This is a genomic window from Paraburkholderia acidisoli, from assembly GCF_009789675.1.
Lineage (GTDB): Bacteria > Pseudomonadota > Gammaproteobacteria > Burkholderiales > Burkholderiaceae > Paraburkholderia > Paraburkholderia acidisoli.
In genome coordinates this window covers 1,702,944-1,722,046 of record NZ_CP046913.1, presented here as the reverse complement: position 1 = coordinate 1,722,046, position 19,103 = coordinate 1,702,944, and the positions used below count along the sequence as shown (strand labels likewise).

The 19,103-nt window shown below is 65.5% G+C and carries 16 protein-coding genes and 1 other RNA gene; 8 read left to right on the top strand and 9 right to left on the bottom strand.

Annotation, left to right across the window (positions count from 1 at the left end; translation table 11 throughout):
* Positions 1–44: 44 nt before the first annotated feature.
* From FAZ98_RS07440 to trxA, 8 genes are all read right to left on the bottom strand, one after another.
* A complete protein-coding gene (locus FAZ98_RS07440; protein ID WP_158950232.1) occupies positions 45–1,415 on the bottom strand; it encodes an MATE family efflux transporter in 1,371 nt (456 codons plus the stop codon).
* A gap of 7 nt (positions 1,416–1,422) precedes the next feature.
* Complete coding sequence (locus FAZ98_RS07435; RefSeq protein ID WP_158950230.1) at positions 1,423–3,177, bottom strand: ArnT family glycosyltransferase; 1,755 nt, start codon at positions 3,175–3,177, stop codon at positions 1,423–1,425.
* Between the two features lie 271 nt (positions 3,178–3,448).
* Positions 3,449–3,712 carry a type B 50S ribosomal protein L31 gene (locus tag FAZ98_RS07430; protein ID WP_028204933.1) on the bottom strand — a complete coding sequence of 88 codons (264 nt, stop codon included), beginning with the start codon at positions 3,710–3,712 and terminating at the stop codon, positions 3,449–3,451.
* Positions 3,713–3,889: 177 nt separating this feature from the next.
* Positions 3,890–4,726: a M90 family metallopeptidase gene (locus tag FAZ98_RS07425; protein ID WP_158950228.1), complete on the bottom strand. Its 837-nt coding sequence runs from the start codon at positions 4,724–4,726 to the stop codon at positions 3,890–3,892.
* 29 nt (positions 4,727–4,755) lie between these two features.
* The gene (locus FAZ98_RS07420) at positions 4,756–6,309 is read right to left on the bottom strand and encodes an MFS transporter (RefSeq protein ID WP_158950226.1); all 1,554 of its coding nucleotides are present in this window, start codon (positions 6,307–6,309) and stop codon (positions 4,756–4,758) included.
* Positions 6,306–6,875: a MerR family transcriptional regulator gene (locus tag FAZ98_RS07415; protein WP_158950224.1), complete on the bottom strand. Its 570-nt coding sequence runs from the start codon at positions 6,873–6,875 to the stop codon at positions 6,306–6,308. Before FAZ98_RS07415 ends, FAZ98_RS07420 begins: the two co-directional genes overlap by 4 nt.
* Before the next feature lie 165 nt (positions 6,876–7,040).
* The gene (rho, locus tag FAZ98_RS07410; protein ID WP_027818379.1) at positions 7,041–8,303 is read right to left on the bottom strand and encodes a transcription termination factor Rho; all 1,263 of its coding nucleotides are present in this window, start codon (positions 8,301–8,303) and stop codon (positions 7,041–7,043) included.
* A gap of 398 nt (positions 8,304–8,701) precedes the next feature.
* Positions 8,702–9,028, bottom strand: coding sequence for a thioredoxin TrxA (gene trxA / locus FAZ98_RS07405; RefSeq protein ID WP_027797264.1), 327 nt, complete (start codon positions 9,026–9,028; stop codon positions 8,702–8,704).
* A 440-nt stretch (positions 9,029–9,468) separates the two neighbouring features.
* Between trxA and ffs the strand changes: the two genes are divergently transcribed.
* The 8 genes from ffs to FAZ98_RS07365 all read left to right on the top strand — a co-directional run bounded on the left by ffs (position 9,469) and on the right by FAZ98_RS07365 (position 17,899).
* An RNA gene (ffs, locus tag FAZ98_RS07400) (signal recognition particle sRNA small type) lies at positions 9,469–9,567 on the top strand.
* 369 nt (positions 9,568–9,936) lie between these two features.
* Positions 9,937–12,462, top strand: coding sequence for a DNA polymerase III subunit gamma/tau (locus tag FAZ98_RS07395; RefSeq protein WP_158950222.1), 2,526 nt, complete (start codon positions 9,937–9,939; stop codon positions 12,460–12,462).
* Positions 12,463–12,537: 75 nt separating this feature from the next.
* On the top strand, positions 12,538–12,864 hold the full coding sequence (locus FAZ98_RS07390; protein WP_158950220.1) for a YbaB/EbfC family nucleoid-associated protein: 327 nt from the start codon (positions 12,538–12,540) through the stop codon (positions 12,862–12,864).
* A gap of 201 nt (positions 12,865–13,065) precedes the next feature.
* Positions 13,066–13,662, top strand: coding sequence for a recombination mediator RecR (gene recR, locus FAZ98_RS07385; protein WP_158950218.1), 597 nt, complete (start codon positions 13,066–13,068; stop codon positions 13,660–13,662).
* A gap of 91 nt (positions 13,663–13,753) precedes the next feature.
* Complete coding sequence (locus FAZ98_RS07380; RefSeq protein WP_158950216.1) at positions 13,754–15,028, top strand: CaiB/BaiF CoA transferase family protein; 1,275 nt, start codon at positions 13,754–13,756, stop codon at positions 15,026–15,028.
* Positions 15,029–15,158: 130 nt separating this feature from the next.
* Positions 15,159–16,196, top strand: coding sequence for an ABC transporter substrate-binding protein (locus FAZ98_RS07375; RefSeq protein ID WP_158950214.1), 1,038 nt, complete (start codon positions 15,159–15,161; stop codon positions 16,194–16,196).
* A 19-nt stretch (positions 16,197–16,215) separates the two neighbouring features.
* Positions 16,216–17,046, top strand: coding sequence for an ABC transporter ATP-binding protein (locus FAZ98_RS07370; protein WP_158950212.1), 831 nt, complete (start codon positions 16,216–16,218; stop codon positions 17,044–17,046).
* Positions 17,047–17,074: 28 nt separating this feature from the next.
* The gene (locus FAZ98_RS07365) at positions 17,075–17,899 is read left to right on the top strand and encodes an ABC transporter permease (protein ID WP_158950210.1); all 825 of its coding nucleotides are present in this window, start codon (positions 17,075–17,077) and stop codon (positions 17,897–17,899) included.
* A 93-nt stretch (positions 17,900–17,992) separates the two neighbouring features.
* On the opposite strand, the gene FAZ98_RS07360 is transcribed toward FAZ98_RS07365, so the two are convergent.
* Positions 17,993–18,964: an NADPH:quinone oxidoreductase family protein gene (locus FAZ98_RS07360; RefSeq protein WP_158950208.1), complete on the bottom strand. Its 972-nt coding sequence runs from the start codon at positions 18,962–18,964 to the stop codon at positions 17,993–17,995.
* Positions 18,965–19,103: the final 139 nt, after the last annotated feature.

The following is a 19,103-nucleotide window of genomic DNA, read 5'->3' as shown; positions in this document are numbered from 1 at the left end:
GGCTGCAGACGCGCTCCGTGAAAGGCTCGCGCGCGTTTCGCGAATCAGGCAGAAGCGTCTCGCAGATACCGCGTGCTCACACGCGACAGATACACCATCAAGCCCGCGCCCGCGAGCATCAGGCTCGTGAGATTGGCGATCCAGAAGCCGCGTGCGCCGGTGGCCCACGCGGGCAGTGTGCCGGTCACGTCGAAGCCGAGCGCGTAGCCGCCGCCGAGGCCCACGCCCCAGAGCGCGATCGCGTAGATCACGGTCGGCACCACGGCGACCTTGTAGGCGCGCAGCGCGAACGCCGTCGTGATCTGCAAGGCGTCGAACACGTGATAGAGCGTGACGATCGCCACGAGCGGCATCGCCGCCACGGCCACCGCGGGGTCGGGCGTATAGCCGCCGATGATGAGCGGCCGCAGCACGAACACGATCGCGCCATAGCAGCATGCGATCGCCACCGCCGTCGTCACGCCGTGGCGGGCGAGCGTACGCGCCTCGGCGGGACGATTGCCGCCCAGGGCCTGCGCGACCAGCGTCGAGGTGGCCACGCCGATCGAGAGCGGCGTCATGTAGAGCACGGCGCCCAGGTTGCCGGCGATCTGGTGCCCGGCGAGCGTGGTCGTCCCGAGCCGCGCGATGAAGATCGCCATGAACGTGTACGACGTCACTTCGATCAGGTACGAGAGGCCCATCGGAATGCCGAGCTTGAGCAATTCGGCCTGGCGCCTCCATTCGGGCCAGCAGAAATGTTTAAAGATTTCGAATGGCGCGAACACTTCGACGCGCGTGAGCGCGACGACGGCGCAGAGCGCGAGCGCCCAGTTGATCGACGTGCTCGCGAGCGCGCAGCCCGGACCGCCGAGCGCCGGCACGCCCAGGCCGCCGAAGATCAGCCACAGGTTGAGCGGCACCTTCACGACGAGCGCGGCCACCTGCAGAAACATCACGAGCCGCGGCCGTCCCACGGCGTTCGCGAGCGAGCTGTAGATACGGAACGCGAGGCTCGCGGGCAAGCCGAACGAAAGCAGGCGCAAATAGCCGATGGTGCGTTCGCGCAGCGCTTCGGGCGCATGGGCGAGATCGAGCAGCGGGCCCGGAAAGTAGAGAATCGCCACGCCAGCCACCATCAGCACGAGCGCGAGCCAGAACGCCTGGCGCACTTCGAGGCCGATTTCGGCGTCCTTCTGCGCGCCGTAGAGTTGCGCGGCCACGGGCTGCAACGCGGTGAGAATGCCGGTGAGCCCGATGTAGACCGAAATGTAGATCGACGACCCAAGGCCGAGCGCGGCGAGATCGAGCGCCGAGTAGCGGCCGACCATGGCCGTATCGATCACGCCGAACGCGATGATCGCGAGCTGGCCGATCAGCACGGGCCACGCGAGGCCGGCGATGCGCCGGACGTCGCCGAGGAAGGTGGGTGTCAATGTGACCTCAGTCGGGCCGCTTGCGCCAGGTGCGCTTCTTGATCGGCGGCTGCGGGCGGTCGATGCGCACGTAGAGGCGGAAGCGTTCGTCGCGGTCGGCCGCGCGGCGGCCTTCCCAGACCAGCTTCCAGACGAAGTTCGACATCGAACTCGGCTCGCCGAAGTCCTGGGTGTCCTGGCGCAGGATCACGTCGCAGTCTTCGTCGAACGAGAAATGCATCTTGCCGAAGTAGGCGAAGGTGGCGATCTGCGCGTCGCCGAGGCGCACCGGCGAGATGCACTGGTAGTCGGCGGGCAGGTGCGCGGCGATCTGCTGCGCGACGTCCTTGTAAGTCCGGCTGTAGTTCACGACCGGCAGCCAGAGCGTCATCAGCAGCACCCACATCAGCGTGGTGCCGCCGCTCGATAGCACGACGCTGCGCCACAGCACCTTGGGATGCCGCGCCACGCGCCATTGCACGAGCGCCATCCAGCAGAGCGTGACGGCCACGGCGCACACGAACGAGAGAATCTTGAACTGCGGCGCGAAGCCCGGCGCGAGACGCGCGAGGTTGCGCGCGAGCGGCGCCGGGAAACCCGTCATGCCCGCGAGCCACACGAGCCACACGAACGTGCCGAGGATCGTGAAGCTCAGCACCGCGAACCAGTCGATCGCGTTGATCGCGCCGCGCTTGAGCGTGGGCAGCGCGAAGGTCGCGAGCACGGTGAGCGCGGGCAGCACGAGCATGAAGAGACGATTGGTCTCGTGGCTCTGCACGATCACGAGGATCAGCAGCGGCACGATCACGGAAAGCGGAATCGCGATATGCGGTTTGCGGCGCAGGCCGGCCCAGCTCACCCATGCCCAGATCGCGAGCGGCCACGCGGGCCACGTGAAGAGCGGCAGATTCTTGGCGGCGTAGCGCAGCACGTTGCCCGGCGGCCCCGCGAACGCGTTGACGTCGGTGCGCGCCCACTGGTTGAGGAACCACACGGCGTCGTCGGGGTAGAGATGCAGCGCGATCATCGGCCACGATGCCGACACCACGAGCGCGACGGGCAAGCCCGCCACCAGCAGCCAGCGCGAGCGCGTTTCGGGCGCGACGGCGAGCATGGCGAGCGTGCCCACGAGCAGCGCGCCCACCAGCACCGGGCCGGCCGCGAGCATCACGACGCCGAGCGCGAGGCCCCACCAGAGCGCGCCCTGGATCGGTTTGTCGATGGCGCGCACGAGGCCGTACACGAGCATGGCGATGCCGACGAACTGCATGAGCTGCGGCGTGGTTTCGTGGCCGCGCTCGGCAAGGCCGAAGCACGCGAGCAGGATCAGCAGGGCGCCGTCGGCGAGCGTGCGGCCGTAGTCGCGCGGTTCCGGTTCGCCGCCGAACGCGTACTTGAACGGCTGCACCTCGGCGCGGCGGCCGAGCAGGTAGGCGCTGTACCAGACGAACGCGCAGGCGAGACAGAACAGCACGCCGGTGGCGATGCGCGAGGCATTGCTCGCGTCCACCCACGGCGCGAATACGCGGATGCAGATCGCGCCGAGCCAGTAGCCGAGCGGCCCGTTCTCGGTCACGTATTTGCCGACGAGATTCGGCAGCAGCCAGTCGTGCGACGTGCCGCCGGCCATCGTCCACATCACGCCGAAGCCCGCCGCGTCCTCGTTTTTCCACGGGTCGCGGCCGAACAGGCCGAACGCCGCGAAGACGATACAAATGGTCAGCAGCAGCCAGCGCGGCAGGGCGCTGGTGGCGGAGGCGGTCAGTCGAATGGCTGGCTTCATGCAATACGAGGGAAACGGGTAAGCGAGGCAGCGGCCTGGCGGCGGAGGGACGACGTGGCGTGCCGGGGCACCGCACGGGCAGGCGCGGCGCAATCCGCCATTTTAGCCGGGCCGCCTCGCGCGCGTCACATGACTCATCGTCGGCTTACGCCAGGATGTAGTGCGGCGGGGCGCGGGCGCGGGCCGCCGACCGTGGCGCGCGCAACAAAAAAGGGCAGCGTACGCTGCCCTTTTTGTGCGGGACCGGCCTGGTGGCCGGCGCGGCGAAGTCTTACTTGCCAGCCTTGCCCGAGGCGCGTGCGCCGAACTTCTTGTTGAACTTCTCGACACGGCCGGCCGTGTCCATGATCTTTTGCGTGCCCGTGTAGAACGGGTGCGATTCCGACGAAACTTCGATCTTGGCGAGCGGGTAGGTCTTGCCGTTGAATTCGGCGGTTTCGCGCGTCTGGATCGTCGATCGGGTCACGAAACGGAAGTCGTTCGAAACGTCGATGAACAGCACTTCGCGGTAATTCGGGTGAATGCCTTCTTTCATGGTCTTTCCTTGAATCTGACGGTAGCCAACTCGCGAGCCTCCGCTGCCCAATGCAGCCTGAGGCGCTTTTTCCTCGTTTTTATCCGACGGCGCGAGCCACTTGCCTAAGGTCGAAAAACGGCGATTATGCCAGAAAATCAGCCGGTTGGCGATTTTTTGGCGGTCGCGCGCAGGTTGTCACGGCATCGGGCCGTCGAGCGCGCCCACACGTGCCGGGTCCTGGCGGTAATAGCGCGCGAGCAGGCGATACAACTCGGGATATTCGGCCTCGAACGCCTGCGGTTTGACGAACAGCGCCTCGCTGCACACGGCGAAGAACTCGGACGGATGATCGGTCGCATAGGGATCGATCAGCGAATCGCGTTCGAAACGCGCCCAGCGGCGTTCCGGCACCGCATCGACCTTGTCGCAAAACTGGTCGTAGGCGTTGTCGAACACGTCGGCCCACGTCTGGGCGTCGAGCGGCGCGTGCCATCGACGAAAAAGGGGCGGATGACCGTCGGCTTCGCCGTTGAGCATGTCGATCTTGTGCGCGAATTCGTGAATCACGACGTTGTAGGCGTCGCTGCCGTCGGTCATCTGCGCGTCTTCCCACGAGAGGATGACCGGGCCGCCTTCCCATGCCTCGCCGCTCGCGTCGTGTTCGACTTCGTGCACGACGCCGTCCTCGTCCTCCACCGTCTTGCGGATCACGAATTCGCCGGGATAGACGATCACGCCCACCCAGCCCTTGTACAGGTCGAGCGAGAGATTGAGCACGGGCAGGCACGCCTGCGCGGCGATCGCCACGCTCATGCGGTCGGTCAATGCCAGTTCGTGCGCCGTGGAAAATTCCTTCTGCGCGAGAAAGCAACTCGTGAGGTCGCGCAGGCGCGCGAGACCGGCGGCGTCGAGGTGCGCGAGAAAGGGCAGGCCAGCGAGCGTGGCTTGCCAGAGCGTATCGTCGATGGCGTAGTCGCGCAGCGCCTTGTCGCGGCGGCGCGCGTCGAACCAGTGCGAGAGTTTCGAAAGCATCGGTGCGGCGTTGAGTCGGAGTTGAACGTTCAGTCGATCTGCTTTTGCCACGCGGCGAATATGCCACCGCACAGGGCCACGCCGATCACGAAGTAAAAGCCGTCGAGCGAACTCAGAAAGCTGGCTTGCTGCGCGACCATGCGGCTCAGTTGCGCGAGCGCGAGGCCGTGCGCTTCGCCGGGCGAGCGTCCCAGCAGCTCGAACGCGTGCGTCAGCGTCGCGAAGGTATTCTGAAATACCGGATTGAACGGATTCACGAATTCGACGAGACGCGTCTGATGCACGGCAAGGCGGTGTTGCTCGACGATGATAACCGTGGCCGTCGCGAACGATATCGTCAACTGCCGCACGATGTTTTTCAAGCGATAACCGTGCGTGAATTCCTCGATCGCGAAAATGCGGAACGTGAGATTGGCCACCGGCAGCACGATGAACAGCAGCAACAGGCCGCGCAGCAACAGCGGCACGATCAGCCACGACTCGCTGGCGTCGGGGGACAGACGCGTCATCCAGAACGCGATGAAGGCCGCGAGTGCGAAGCCGGGCACGATGAACCACTTCTTGTGCGTAATCCGCTTCGCGTAACGGAAATAGAAGAACAGCGCGCCGGCGGAAATCAGCGAAGTCATGCCGGTCAGGCGCCCCGCATTGTCGACGGGATAGTCGAAGCCGCCTTCGAGCAGCCGCGAGACGAGATAGCTGAGCGCGGTGCTCAGATAGTAATAGGCCATGTAGAGCAGCAGGCCCACGCGAAACGATTTTTCGCGCAGCGCGTGCAGCCGCATGAGCGGCTTCGGATGATGCCATTGCTGCCAGCCGAACCAGCCGAGCGCGAGGAGGCCGGCCAGTGTCAGCACGATGATCAGCGGCGACGTGGTGAAGCGTTCGAAGCGCACCTGCTGCATGGCGACCTGCAGAGCCCCTTGCGCGCACGCGAAGATCACGTAGGGCCAGAAGTGCGTATCGCCGCGTTCCTCGGGCAGCACGCTGCCCGAGTTGGGCAGCGCCAGCAGGGCGAGCACCGCGCAGATCACACCCGCGGGCGCGCAAAACGCGAACAGCGCGCGCCAGTCGAAATGCGCGATCAGCCAGCCGCCCATGAGCGGCGCGAGCGCGCTCGACAGCACGATGAGAATCAGGAACGCGCGTGTGGCCACCGGGCGTTGCTGCGGCGTGAAGCTGATCTGGATCAGAATGCGGCAGGTGCCCATCATGGGGCCGATGAAATAGCCCTGGAAGCCGCGCGCGAACGCGAGTTCGATCGACGACTCGCACAGCGTGGCCGCGATCGCGCCCGCGGCGTAGAGCAGCAGCGAGGCGCCCACGTAGCGCCGGTAGCCCACGCGTTCGACCCACCATTGCTGCTGGAGAATGCCGAGCACGGCGCATACGGCGTAGGCGCTCGACGACCACACGAGTTCGTCCGGCGACGCGTTGATGCCGCCCGCGATGTAGCTCGTGAAGAACGAGAACATCGTGTTGTCGTAGTAGTCGAGGCCGGTCGCGAGCGCCAGCACCCACGGGAAAAAGTCGCCACGCAGGCGCGCGGTGCTGAAGATCGGCTCGCGCGGCAGCGTGCTCATGCGGTGCCGTTGTCGTTGTCGTTGTCGCTGTCGCTGTCGTTCTCGTCGCCGCGTGCGGACGGCTGGGCAGGGGCTTTCGCCGCCTTGCTCCGTCGCTGCCGCGTGGCCGCGAGACGCTGCTCGATCAACTGATCCGAAGGCTCGCCGGCCAGACGGCGGCGCAGGTAATCGAGGTCCTCGGACAGTTCGGCGCGCACGCTCTGCGCTTCTTTCAATTCGCGGCGCACGGCGGCGATGCGCGCGTCGAGTGTGTCGACCTGTTGCGCGAGTGCGTCGGCGATCTGCTGCAACGAATCTTGCGAGTAACGCCGCCGTCCGTCGCCGAGCTGTTCGAGCGGCCGCTTGAGCATTTCGGTAATGCCATGCAGCGAGAAACCCAACGCGCGCAGCCGCAGGATGCGCGAAAACTGTTCGAGATCGTTTGCGTCGTAAAGCCGGTAGCGGCCTTCGCTGCGCGACGGTTGCACGAGGCCGCGTTCCTCGTAGTACTTGAGCGTGCGCGGCGTGACGCCGAGGCGCTCGGCGGCGTCACGCACGGTCAGCAGCGTGGGGGCATCTTTCGGCATCGCGAACTCTGTTGCCGCTTTCGGCGGTAGGGAATGTCGCGAAGTATAGATCAACGTGAACGTTCACGTACAGGTTGAAGCGGCGTTGAAACCCGCAATGATTTCGTGCCGAAAATGAAAAACGCCCGCGAAGGCGGGCGTTTCGATGGGCATCAACGGGGGCGTTTAGCCGCCGCGACGCATCATGTCGAAGAACTCGGAGTTGTTCTTCGTCTGGCGGATCTTGTCGAGCAGGAATTCCATGGCTTCGACTTCGTCCATGTCGTGGATGAACTTGCGCAGCACCCAGATCTTCTGGAGGATGTCCGGCTTGATCAGCAGTTCTTCGCGGCGCGTGCCCGACTTGTTCAGGTTGATCGACGGATAGACGCGCTTTTCGGCGAGACGGCGCTCGAGGTGCACTTCCATGTTGCCCGTGCCCTTGAACTCTTCGTAGATCACGTCGTCCATGCGGCTGCCGGTTTCGATCAGTGCGGTGCCGATGATCGTGAGCGAGCCGCCTTCTTCGATGTTACGTGCCGCGCCGAAGAAGCGCTTCGGACGCTGGAGCGCGTTGGCGTCCACACCGCCCGTGAGCACCTTGCCCGATGCCGGCACGACCGTGTTGTAGGCGCGCGCGAGACGCGTGATGGAGTCGAGCAGAATCACCACGTCGTGCTTCATTTCGACGAGACGCTTGGCCTTTTCGATCACCATTTCGGCGACCTGCACGTGACGCGCGGCCGGTTCGTCGAAGGTCGAGGCGATCACTTCGCCCGCGACCGAACGCTGCATTTCCGTCACTTCTTCCGGGCGTTCGTCGATCAGCAGCACGAACAGCACCACGTCGGGGTGGTTCTGCTTGATCGCGTGCGCGATGTGCTGAAGCATGACCGTCTTACCCGACTTGGGCGAGGCGACCAGCAGGCCGCGCTGACCCTTGCCGATGGGCGCGATCATGTCGATGATGCGGCCCGTGACGTTTTCTTCGCCGCGCATCTCACGCTCGAGCAGCAGCACCTTGTTCGGGTGCAGCGGCGTGAGATTCTCGAACATGATCTTGTGCTTCGAGGCCTCGGGCGGCTGGCCGTTGACCTTGTCCACCTTCACGAGCGCGAAATAGCGTTCGCCGTCCTTCGGCGTGCGCACTTCGCCTTCGATCGTGTCGCCGGTGTGCAGATTGAAACGGCGAATCTGCGACGGGCTGATGTAGATATCGTCCGTGCTGGCGAGGTACGAGGTTTCAGGCGAGCGCAGGAAGCCGAAGCCGTCCGGCAGCACTTCGAGCGTGCCGTCGCCGAAAATCGTTTCGCCCGTCTTGGCGCGCTTTTTGAGAATCGCGAACATCAGTTCCTGCTTGCGCAGGCGGTTCGCATTTTCGATCTCGAGGCCATTGGCCATCTCGATCAATTCAGACACGTGCAGAGACTTGAGCTCGGAAAGATGCATACGGAGAACCCGTCGGGGAGGAGTGCGACGAAAAGAGGGGGAAAAGAAGCGAGCGGAACCGCTCAAGAATTTTTTGCGTGAAACTTTGCCGGGAGCTGCGTGTAGCGATGCCTGGCTCGGGGCTTTCTGGCTTGAAACTTCGCCTGAATTTGCTAGAAACTAGCGCGAAACTTTTTAGTGGCGCCGGGTAGACGCTTTATGAATTCTAGCATAGCACACGCCAGAAGCCGTCAGTCTAGCGCAGCGGCTTGTCAGAACGTGTTTTTATCGGTGCGTGTTGTCGCATGACAACACGCACTTCAGGGACAACCGAGTGCGCTCAAAGCCGGCGCAATGCCTTGCCGGCCGAGGCGCGGCGCGGTTGGCGAGGCGAGGCCCGGCGAACCGCGCGAGGGGAATTACAGGTGGCTGTCCAGGAACGCGGTGAGCTGCGACTTCGAAAGCGCGCCGACCTTTTGCGCCGCGACGGCGCCGTTCTTGAAGAGGATCAGCGTGGGGATGCCGCGCACGCCGAACTTCACCGGCGTCGACTGGTGTTCGTCGACATTGATCTTGGCGATCTGCAGGCGGTCGCCGTAGTCCTTCGCGACTTCATCGAGAATCGGCGCGATCATTTTGCAGGGACCGCACCACTCGGCCCAGAAGTCCAGCAGCACGGGCTTGTCGGATTTCACGACGTCCTGTTCGAACGATGCGTCGCTGATATGCTTGATTTGTTCGCTCATTGTATGAATACCTCTTTCGATTCGAGGCTGACTGAATTGCTCGCCACGATACACCAAAACTGAAAACCCATCCGGGACCGCCAGAACGGCAAGACCCTTCAGGATCCAACCCTGACCGGCCGTAGTAGCCTGCCAGAACGCCTTGCCAGCAGGCGTTGCAGGCACCGATCAACGGATAGCCGCCGCCAGTGTAGCTTAAATCCCTATGCACTGCCGGAGCCGATAGTACTCACGCCGGAAGCAGGGTTTCAGTCTGCGAAGCCACATTGGCAGGGCAATCAAGCCAAAATCGGCGTGGCCGTCGCTTGCCTGCTCGAGGTCTATCTGGCGGTAAAGCGCGCGCTTGCAAGAGCGCACACGCGCATCTTTCTGGAATACACCTTCGGCTTTTTGCAGCGCAGCAGTCGCATTGCGCGGCGACCGATGTTAGAATGCTTCGTGACGGGCCTCCTCGCATGGAGGGGCGGTCAACCTGGTCAGGTCGGGAACGAAGCAGCCACAGCCGTTTTCCACCAGTGCCGAGGGTCAGGCTCGTCACCTTCGCTTTTCTGCGTTTCATATTGCTGCGTTTTTCTCTCTTCCGCGGTTTCTGTTTCATTCCCCTGGTTCTAATTCGGTCCGTACGAAAGTGCAGGGCGGAATTCGCACGTCTGTCGTTCGTCGTCTTCTCTTTTAGGCGCAATCCTTTGCGGCGTTGCTGCGGGCTTCGTCATATAAAAGCGTCGCGGAAATCGGCCGCGTGAATCGCCGGTGTTGTCGCGCGCGGCAGGTTGCCGCTCACATCTTGTGCCGGGCACGGAACGCCTCAACATAAGCGTGAGGCTGGCCCGCGCGCGAGCGCCGCGCGGCGGGCGTTTGCCGCTCGTCGATTCATCGGAACGCGCGGACGTTGCTGATACAATTTCCAGATGACCTATCAAGTTCTCGCACGCAAGTGGCGACCGAAGGATTTCGCTTCGCTCGTCGGACAGGAGCACGTGGTGCGCGCGCTCACGCATGCACTCGACGGCGGCCGCCTGCACCACGCGTATCTCTTCACGGGCACGCGCGGCGTGGGCAAGACGACGCTGTCGCGCATCTTCGCCAAGGCGCTCAACTGCGAGACCGGCGTGACGTCGAAACCGTGCGGCGTGTGCCGCGCGTGCCGGGAAATCGACGAAGGGCGTTTCGTCGACTATGTGGAAATGGACGCGGCGAGCAATCGCGGGGTGGACGAAATGGCCGCGCTGCTCGAGCGCGCCGTGTATGCGCCGGTCGATGCGCGCTTCAAGGTCTACATGATCGACGAAGTGCACATGCTCACGAACCACGCCTTCAACGCCATGTTGAAGACGCTGGAAGAACCGCCGCCGCACGTGAAGTTCATCCTCGCGACCACCGACCCGCAGAAGATTCCGGTCACGGTGCTGTCGCGCTGCCTGCAGTTCAATCTGAAGCAGATGCCGGCCGGTAATATCGTTGAGCATCTCACGCATATTCTTGGCGAGGAACAGGTCGAGTTCGAGCCGCAGGCGCTGCGGCTGCTCGCGCGCGCCGCCGACGGGTCGATGCGCGACGCGCTCTCGCTCACCGACCAGGCTATCGCCTATTCGGCCAATCAGGTTACGGAAGACGCGGTGCGCGGCATGCTGGGCGCGCTCGACCAGAGCTATCTGATTCGTCTGATCGAAGCGCTCGTGAGCGGCGACGGCGCGGGCGTGCTCGCCATCGCCGACGAAATGGCGCTGCGCAGCCTGTCGTTTTCCACGGCGCTGCAAGATCTCGCGAGCCTGTTTCACCGCATCGGCTGGGCGCAGTTCGCGCCGTCTTCCGTGCTCGACGAATGGCCCGAGGCCGACGACATTCGCCGTTTCGCCGAGGCGCTGAGTCCCGAGCAGGTGCAGCTGTACTACCAGATCGCGACGCTCGGCCGTGGCGAACTGGGTCTCGCCCCCGACGAATACGCCGGTTTCACCATGACGCTTTTGCGCATGCTCGCGTTCGAGCCTGCCACGGGCGCCGGTAACGTGGGCAGCGCACCGGCCTCGAAGCCGGCCGCGACGAGTTCGGGCGCGCGTGCGGCGGGTGCCGCTGCGGCGCCGGTGCGCGCGGCTGCGCCGAAGCTCGAGGCTGCCGCGTCGATTGCGCCTGCGCCGGTGCGCGTGGAAAGTCCCGCGCCCGTTGTTGCGCCGGTCGTTGCCCCAGTTGTTGCAGTGAAGCCCGCCGAGCCGGTGAAGGCGGAGGCGCCGCAGGCGAGCGCGCAAGCGGCGCCGGTCGCGGCCGCCGCCGAGGTGGCGGAACCGCAGCCCGAAGTGAAACCCGCGCCGAAGCCTGATGCGCGCATCGTGCCGCCTTGGGAAGACGAGGTCGAGGCCGCGCAAGCCGCGCCCGCACCGCTGGCCGCGGTTGCGCCAGTCGACGCGCCCGCCGTGTCAGCCCCGCCCGCAGCCGCGATCCCCGCGCAACGCGAAGCGGAACCCGAACTGACGCCGGAGCCGATCGCGGTCGCCACGCCGCCGGCCGGAGCCGCGTCAACGCCGTTGCCCGCATCGCACACTGAAGCGCCGGCCGAATCGGTCGATCCGGCGTCGCCCGCGCGCGGTCTGGCCGGCGGTGGCGCAAGCGCCGCCCTCGACGTGCTGCGCAGCAAAGGCTTGCGCGTGTCGCCCACGCGCGGTGCAACGCCATCCGCCAACGCCGCCACGCCCGCCGCCGCGCCGAAGGCCGCGCCGCGCATGGAGGTGAAGGTGCCGACGCCCGATCCGGCCCGCCGCGCCGCCGCCGCGCAGGAAGCGCAGGCGCGCCAGCCCGCGCGCAATGCGAACGCCAACGCGCAGGCCGACGCCTCGGGCGCGCCGCCGTGGGACGATATTCCGCCCGACGACTACATGCCGCTCAGCGCCGACGACGCGTATTTCTCCGCGCCTGACGATGGTTTCGGCTACGACAACGCGCCTTCGGCGCCGCGGGCCGCTGCGCCGGGCGTGCCGTCGCCGGCTGTCGTCGACGTGAGCAAGCTGCCGCCCGGCATTCCGCTCGACGCGATCGGTTTCGCGGGCGACTGGCCCGCGCTCGCCGCCACGCTGTCGCTCAAGGGCATCTCGTATCAGCTCGCGTTCAACAGCGAACTGACCGCGCTCGACGGCGCGCTGCTCAAGCTGAGCGTGCCGGTGCCGCAATACGCGGAAGCCTCGCAGGTGGCCAAGCTCAAGGCGGCGCTCGCGGAGCGGCTCGGCAAGCCGGTGGAAGTGAGCGTCGAAGTCGGTCCGGCGCGCCGTACCGCGGCCGCGCTCGATGCCGCCGACCGCGCGCAGCGCCAGCGCGAGGCCGAACGCGAGATCGGCGCCGATCCTTTCGTGCAGCAACTGATTCGCGACTTCGGCGCGAGCATCGTTCCGGGCTCGATCCGGCCGATCGCGTCCGACGTCGCAGCGGGCGGCCAGGCCGCCCATTGATCTGCGTCGCGCGCGGCATCGGCTGCATCGATTCGCGCCGACTCGAACACCCATGATCCAGAAGGAGCAGTGACTATGTTGAAAGGCCAACTCGCCGGGCTCATGAAGCAAGCCCAGCAGATGCAGGAAAACATGAAGAAGATGCAGGAGCAGCTTGCCCTCATCGAAGTCGAGGGGCAGGCGGGCGCCGGTCTCGTCAAGGTGACGATGACGTGCCGCAACGACGTGCGCCGCGTGTCGATCGATCCGAGCCTGCTCGCCGACGACAAGGACATGCTCGAAGACCTCGTCGCCGCCGCGTTCAACGACGCCGTGCGCAAGGCCGAAGCCACCTCGCAGGAAAAGATGAGCGGCATGACCTCGGGTCTGCCGATTCCTCCCGGCTTCAAGATGCCGTTCTGATCGTCGCCGGGCCGCGTCGCGCGTCATGCGCGCGGCGTGCCGGCATGCGGCGCCGCGCCTCGAAAAAAGCGCGGCGCCGCCGTATCGTTATTGGCGCGAGTTATCGGCGAGACGCTGCGTGTTTTCGCGCGTTCCGTCTCGCGCCCGCGAATGGCATTTCCCCGTGAGTGCCAGGCTTTTACGTGCTGAGTCCGCATCCGCATGAAACAACCTTCCGCTCTCGCCGCACTCGTCGAGGCGCTGCGCGCATTGCCCGGCGTTGGGCCGAAGTCGGCGCAGCGCATGGCATACCACCTGATGCAGCACGATCGCGACGCCGCCGAAAAACTCGGCAATGCGCTGCTGTTCGCGACCGACAATCTCAAGCACTGCGAGAAGTGCAACACGTTCACCGAGGCACAGGTGTGCGAAACCTGTCTCGACGAGGAGCGCGATCCCACGCTGCTGTGCGTTGTCGAAACGCCCGCCGACCAGATCATGCTCGAACAGACCATGACGTATCGCGGCCTGTATTTCGTGCTGATGGGGCATTTGAGTCCGCTCGACGGCATCGGTCCCAAAGAGATCCATTTCGACCGGCTCGTGAAGCGCGCGTCGGACGGCGTCGTCAAGGAGGTCGTGCTCGCGACCAACTTCACGAACGAAGGCGAGGCCACGGCGCACTACCTCGGACAGACGCTCAAGGCGCGCGGCCTGTCGGTCACGCGGCTCGCGCGCGGCGTGCCGGTGGGCGGCGAACTCGAATACGTGGACGCGGGCACGATCGCGCGCGCAATGCTCGACCGGCGTTCGATGTAACGCGAGGCGCGGCGGCCGTGCCAATCGGCGGCCACGCGCAGCCGCATAAAAGCGCTGCATCGAAGCGGCGCATAAAACGACAGGAGACGCCATGAGCGCAGCCCATTCTCCCGAATCGCAAGACGCATCGACAGAAACCGCTTCGAAGCCCGGGCAGGGCGCCGGGCCGCTCGCGGGCGTCAAGGTGCTCGAACTCGGTACATTGATCGCGGGCCCGTTCGCGGCGCGTTTTCTCGGCGAATTCGGCGCCGACGTCATCAAGATCGAAGACCCGAAGGGCGGCGACCCGCTGCGCAAGTGGCGCAAGCTCTATCCGGAGGCCGGCGGCACGTCGCTCTGGTGGGCGGTGCAGGCGCGCAACAAGAAGTCGGTTACGGTCAATCTCAAAGCCGAAGAAGGCAAGGAGATCGTGCGCCGGCTGGCCGCCGAAGCCGACATCGTGATCGAGAACTTCCGGCCCGGTCTGCTCGAGAAACTCGGGCTCGGCTACGACGTTCTGTCGAAAAACAATCCCGGGCTCGTGATGGTGCGGCTCTCCGGCTACGGGCAAACCGGGCCGTATCGCGACCGGCCCGGCTTCGGTGCGATCGCCGAGTCGATGGGCGGCCTGCGTCACATCACCGGCTATCCCGAGCTGCCGCCGCCGCGCATCGGCATTTCCATCGGCGATTCGATCGCGGCGCTGCATGGTGTGATCGGCGCGATGATGGCGCTGCATCACCGCAACATGAACGGCGGCAGCGGCCAGATTGTCGACGTGGCGCTCTACGAGGCCGTGTTCAACATGATGGAAAGCGTGGTGCCGGAATACGGCGTGTACGGCATGGTGCGCGAGCGCACGGGCGCGTCGCTGCCGGGCATCGTGCCGTCGAATACGTATCCGTGCCGCGACGGCAGCATCGTGATCGGCGGCAATAGCGATCCCATTTTCAAGCGCCTGATGACCGCCATCGAGCGCGCCGATCTCGCCAGCGATCCGGACCTCGCGCACAACGACGGCCGCGTGCCGCGCACCGCCGAGATCGACGGCGCGATTGCGCAGTGGCTGTCCACGCGCACCATCGACGAGGCGCTCGACGTGCTCAACGCCGCCGACGTGCCGGTGGGCCGCATCTACAGCGTCGCCGACATGTTCACCGACCCGCAGTTCGCCGCGCGCCAGATGATCCAGCAGTTTCGCTGGCAGGACGGGCGCGGGGAGGGCGTCGACGTCGCCTTGCCGGCCGTCACGCCCAAGCTCTCGGCCACGCCCGGCGACACGCGCTGGCTCGGTCCGGCACTGGGTGAACATACCGATGAAGTCCTGCGGACGCTGGGTTATGATGCAGAGCACATCGCACGGTTGCGCGAGCAACAAGTCGTGTAACGGCGGCGAATTGCGTTGGAAACGGCGCGGTTTTTCGCCCGCAGCGAGCCGCGCCGTGCAGCGGAAATAGCCAGTAAAAAGCCGTACCGCCTCGCGCGAAAAAAACACAACAAGCTTTGGAGACTCGCTCATGCAACGGAGAAGCTTTCTCGCCGGCACGGCTGCGCTCGCGGCCAGCACGCTCGGCGCCTCGCCGCTCGCTTTCGCCCAGCAAAACAAGCTCGAAACGAAGAAGGTCGCGATCGCCGTCGGCGGCAAAAACCTGTTCTATTACCTGCCGCTCACCATCGCCGAAAAGCGCGGCTTCTTCAAGGACGAAGGCCTCGACGTCGAGATTTCCGACTTCGCGGGCGGCTCGCAGGCGCTGAAGGCGGCCGTGGGCGGCAGCGCCGATGTCGTCTCGGGCGCGTTCGAGCACACCATCCTGTTGCAGGCGCAGCACCAGATGTTCCGCGAGTTCGTGCTGCAAGGCCGCGCGCCGCAGATCGTGCTGGCCATTTCGAAGAAGGCGATGCCGAACTACAAGAGCATCGCCGATCTCAAGGGCAAGAAGATCGGCGTGACGGCGCCGGGTTCGTCCACCTCGATCATGGCGAGCTTCGTGCTCGCGAAGGCCGGTCTCAAGCCGAGCGACGTGGCGTTCATCGGCGTGGGCGCGGGAGCGGGCGCGATCGCCGCGTTGCAGTCGGGCCAGATCGACGCGCTCGCCAATCTCGATCCGGTGATGACCAAGCTCGAGCGCGCGGGCGATATCCGCGTGATCTCGGACACGCGCACGCTGGCCGACACGCGTTCGGTGTTCGGCGGCAACATGCCGGCCGGTTGCCTCTACGCGTCCGAGAGCTTCATTACGAAGAATCCGAACACGACCCAGGCGCTCACCAACGCGATGGTGCGCGCGCTCAAGTGGCTGCAGGGCGCCACCGGCACGCAACTCATCGACACGGTGCCGGAAAGCTATCTGCTCGGCGACCGCGCGTTGTATCTCGCCGCGTGGGAACACGTGAAAGAGGCGCTTTCGCCGGACGGTCTGATGCCGGCCGACGGTCCCGGCACGGCGCTGCGCACGCTGCAATACGACGCGAACGTGAAGGGCAAGCCCATCGACATGTCGAAGACGTGGACCAACGACTTCGTGAAGAAGGCGCTCGCCACCGTCAAGTCCTGACCGGCCGGCACTCACGACGATGACCGCTTCTGCTTCCGCTACCGTTCCCGCGCTGGCGCTCGACGCCATCACCTGCACCTTCGCCTCGCGCGAGGATCGTGCGCAACGCTACACCGCCGTCGCGAATGCGACGCTGCATATCGCACCCGGCGAGTTCGTCTCGGTCGTCGGCCCGACGGGCTGCGGCAAGTCCACGCTGCTCAACGTCGGCGCGGGCTTGTTGCCGCCCACCTCGGGCACGGTGCGCGTGTTCGGCGAACCGCTGAACGGCCTCAACCGCCGCGCCGGCTACATGTTCCAGGCCGACGCGCTGATGCCGTGGCGCAGCGCGCTCGACAACGTGATGGCGGGGCTGTCGTTTCGCGGCGTGGCGGCGAGCGAAGCGCGCAAGCAGGCGGATGACTGGCTCAAGCGCGTGGGCCTCGGCGGTTTCGGCGACCGCTATCCGCATCAGTTGTCGGGCGGCATGCGCAAGCGCGTGGCAATGGCGCAAACACTCATTCTCGATCCCGACATCGTGCTGATGGACGAGCCGTTTTCCGCGCTCGATATCCAGACGCGTCAGCTCATGGAGAACGAGCTGCTCGCGCTGTGGGCCGCGCGCAAGAAAGCGGTGCTGTTCATCACGCACGATCTCGACGAGGCGATCGCCATGTCCGACCGCGTGGTGGTGCTTTCGGCGGGACCCGGCACGCATCCGATCGGCGAATTCACGATCGACCTGCCGCGTCCGCGCGACGTGGCCGAGGTGCGCACGCATCCGCGCTTCGTCGAACTGCACGCGCAGATCTGGGGCGTGCTGCGCGACGAAGTGCTCAAGGGTTATCAGCAACAGCTTGCAGCGGGCTGAAGCCTGCTCATACGCGGAATAAGAAACCATGTGGAAACGGCTGCGCCCGAACCGGGCCAACCTCGTCGTGTGGCAATGGCTGCTGCTCGTGGCGTGCTTCGCGCTCTGGTATGTGTTCACGAGCCCGACGCTGTTGCCGCCGATCTATTTCGACGATCCGAACAAGGCCGCGTTCTTCTTCGGCGAGCCGCAGAAGGTGCTCGTGCGCATCTGGGAGTGGTTCACGACCGGCGAGATCTGGCTGCATCTCTGGGTGACGCTCGTCGAGACCGTGCTCGCGTTCGCGATCGGCACGGTGAGCGGGCTGGGCGTGGGGCTGTGGCTCGCGCTCGCGCCCACGGCCAGCGCGCTTTTCGATCCCTATATCAAGGCGGCGAACTCGATGCCGCGCGTGATTCTCGCGCCCATCTTCGGCGTGTGGTTCGGGCTCGGCATCTGGTCGAAGGTCGCGCTCGGCGTGACGCTGGTGTTCTTCATCGTGTTCTTCAACGTCTATCAGGGCGTGAAGGAAGTGAGCCCCGTGGTGCTCGCCAACGCGCGCATGCTTGGCGCGAACCGCAAGCAATTGCTGCGGCACGTGTATCTGCCGAGCGCGACGAGCTGGGTGTTTTCGAGCCTGCACACGTCGGTCGGGCTCGCGTTCGTCGGCTCGGTGGTGGGCGAGTATCTGGGCTCGGCGAGCGGAGTGGGCTATCTGATCCTGCAGGCCGAAGGCACCTTCGACATCAACACGGTGTTCGCGGGCATTCTCGTCTTGACCGCGTTTGCGCTGATCCTCGACGGCATCGTCGGGCTCGCGGAGCGGCGGCTCATGAAGTGGCAGCCGAAGGCAGGCGAAACGGAACGGCTCTGAGCGTCGGCCAGGTCACGAAAACCCGCCGCAAAAAAACGGCTCGCGCTTTCTCGCCGCGAGCCGTTTTGCGTCGATCGCCTGATCGTGACGCGATCAAGGCTCGATGATGATCTTGCCCGTGACCTTGCGCGCGGCCATGTCCTTGAGCGCCTGCGCCGTGTCTTCCAGCCGATAGCGCTTCGACACATAGGGCTTGAGCTTGCCTTCGCCGATCCAGCCCGTCATTTGCGCGAAGGCCGCCGCGTTGCGCTGCGGTTCGCGGCGCGCGAAGTCGCCCCAGAACACGCCGACGAGACTCGCGCCTTTGAGCAGCGCGAGATTGAGCGGCAGCTTCGGAATCTCGCCGTTGGCAAAGCCCACCACGAGATAGCGCCCGCGCCAGCCAATGCTGCGAAACGCCGGTTCCGCATACGCGCCCCCGACCGGATCGTAGATCACGTCGGGGCCTTTGCCGTCGGTGAGCGCCTTGACGCGCTCGCGCAAGTCTTCGGTGCTGTAGTTGATGGTGGCGTCGGCGCCGAAGCGCTTGCAGACGTCGAGCTTCTCGTCGCTCGAGGCCGCCGCGATCACGCGCGCACCGAGCACTTTGCCGATCTCCACCGCCGCGAGACCCACGCCGCCCGCCGCGCCGAGCACGAGCATGGTTTCGCCGGCACGCAGCGCCGCGCGATCGACCACGGCGTGATGGGAGGTGCCGTAGGCGAGCGTGAAGGCCGCGGCCGTGGCGAAGTCGGCCGCCTCGGGCAGCGGCACGCAGGCGGCCGCCTCGGCGATCGCCTGGCTCGCGAACCCGCCGGTGCCCACGTACGCAACCACGCGCGTGCCCGGCGCGAGCTTGACGCCTTCACCCGCCGCGCGCACGACGCCCGCGAGTTCGGCGCCGGGCGTGAAGGGTAGCGGCGGCTTCATCTGATACTTGTTCTCGATGATGAGCACGTCGGGGAAATTGACGGCCGCGGCCTTCACGTCGATCACGACCTGGCCCGGGCCCGGCACGAGATCGGGCAAGTCTTCGAGCGTGAGCGTGTCGGGCGGACCGAACTGGGTGCAGCGGATGGCGCGCATCGTGTCTCCTGAAGGGTTTCGTATCGACGGAAAGTCAGCGGGACAGTGTACGGCAATCCGTGTTTATGCGAACGATCGTGCGGATTGTCTGACGAGGCGAACGCCTGGAATGCCGACGCGACACGCATCAGTGCGCCGT

Bases quoted from the DNA above. Each gene is read 5' to 3' on its own strand.
- FAZ98_RS07420 (WP_158950226.1), bottom strand. From the start codon at position 6,309: ATGAGCACGCTGCCGCGCGAGCCGATCTTCAGCACCGCGCGCCTGCGT.
- FAZ98_RS07380 (WP_158950216.1), top strand. From the start codon at position 13,754: ATGAGCGCAGCCCATTCTCCCGAATCGCAAGACGCATCGACAGAAACC.
- FAZ98_RS07370 (WP_158950212.1), top strand. From the start codon at position 16,216: ATGACCGCTTCTGCTTCCGCTACCGTTCCCGCGCTGGCGCTCGACGCC.
- FAZ98_RS07390 (WP_158950220.1), top strand. From the start codon at position 12,538: ATGTTGAAAGGCCAACTCGCCGGGCTCATGAAGCAAGCCCAGCAGATG.
- rho (WP_027818379.1), bottom strand. From the start codon at position 8,303: ATGCATCTTTCCGAGCTCAAGTCTCTGCACGTGTCTGAATTGATCGAG.
- FAZ98_RS07425 (WP_158950228.1), bottom strand. From the start codon at position 4,726: ATGCTTTCGAAACTCTCGCACTGGTTCGACGCGCGCCGCCGCGACAAG.
- FAZ98_RS07395 (WP_158950222.1), top strand. From the start codon at position 9,937: ATGACCTATCAAGTTCTCGCACGCAAGTGGCGACCGAAGGATTTCGCT.
- FAZ98_RS07360 (WP_158950208.1), bottom strand. From the start codon at position 18,964: ATGCGCGCCATCCGCTGCACCCAGTTCGGTCCGCCCGACACGCTCACG.
- FAZ98_RS07375 (WP_158950214.1), top strand. From the start codon at position 15,159: ATGCAACGGAGAAGCTTTCTCGCCGGCACGGCTGCGCTCGCGGCCAGC.
- FAZ98_RS07365 (WP_158950210.1), top strand. From the start codon at position 17,075: ATGTGGAAACGGCTGCGCCCGAACCGGGCCAACCTCGTCGTGTGGCAA.
- recR (WP_158950218.1), top strand. From the start codon at position 13,066: ATGAAACAACCTTCCGCTCTCGCCGCACTCGTCGAGGCGCTGCGCGCA.
- FAZ98_RS07415 (WP_158950224.1), bottom strand. From the start codon at position 6,875: ATGCCGAAAGATGCCCCCACGCTGCTGACCGTGCGTGACGCCGCCGAG.
- FAZ98_RS07430 (WP_028204933.1), bottom strand. From the start codon at position 3,712: ATGAAAGAAGGCATTCACCCGAATTACCGCGAAGTGCTGTTCATCGAC.
- FAZ98_RS07435 (WP_158950230.1), bottom strand. From the start codon at position 3,177: ATGAAGCCAGCCATTCGACTGACCGCCTCCGCCACCAGCGCCCTGCCG.
- trxA (WP_027797264.1), bottom strand. From the start codon at position 9,028: ATGAGCGAACAAATCAAGCATATCAGCGACGCATCGTTCGAACAGGAC.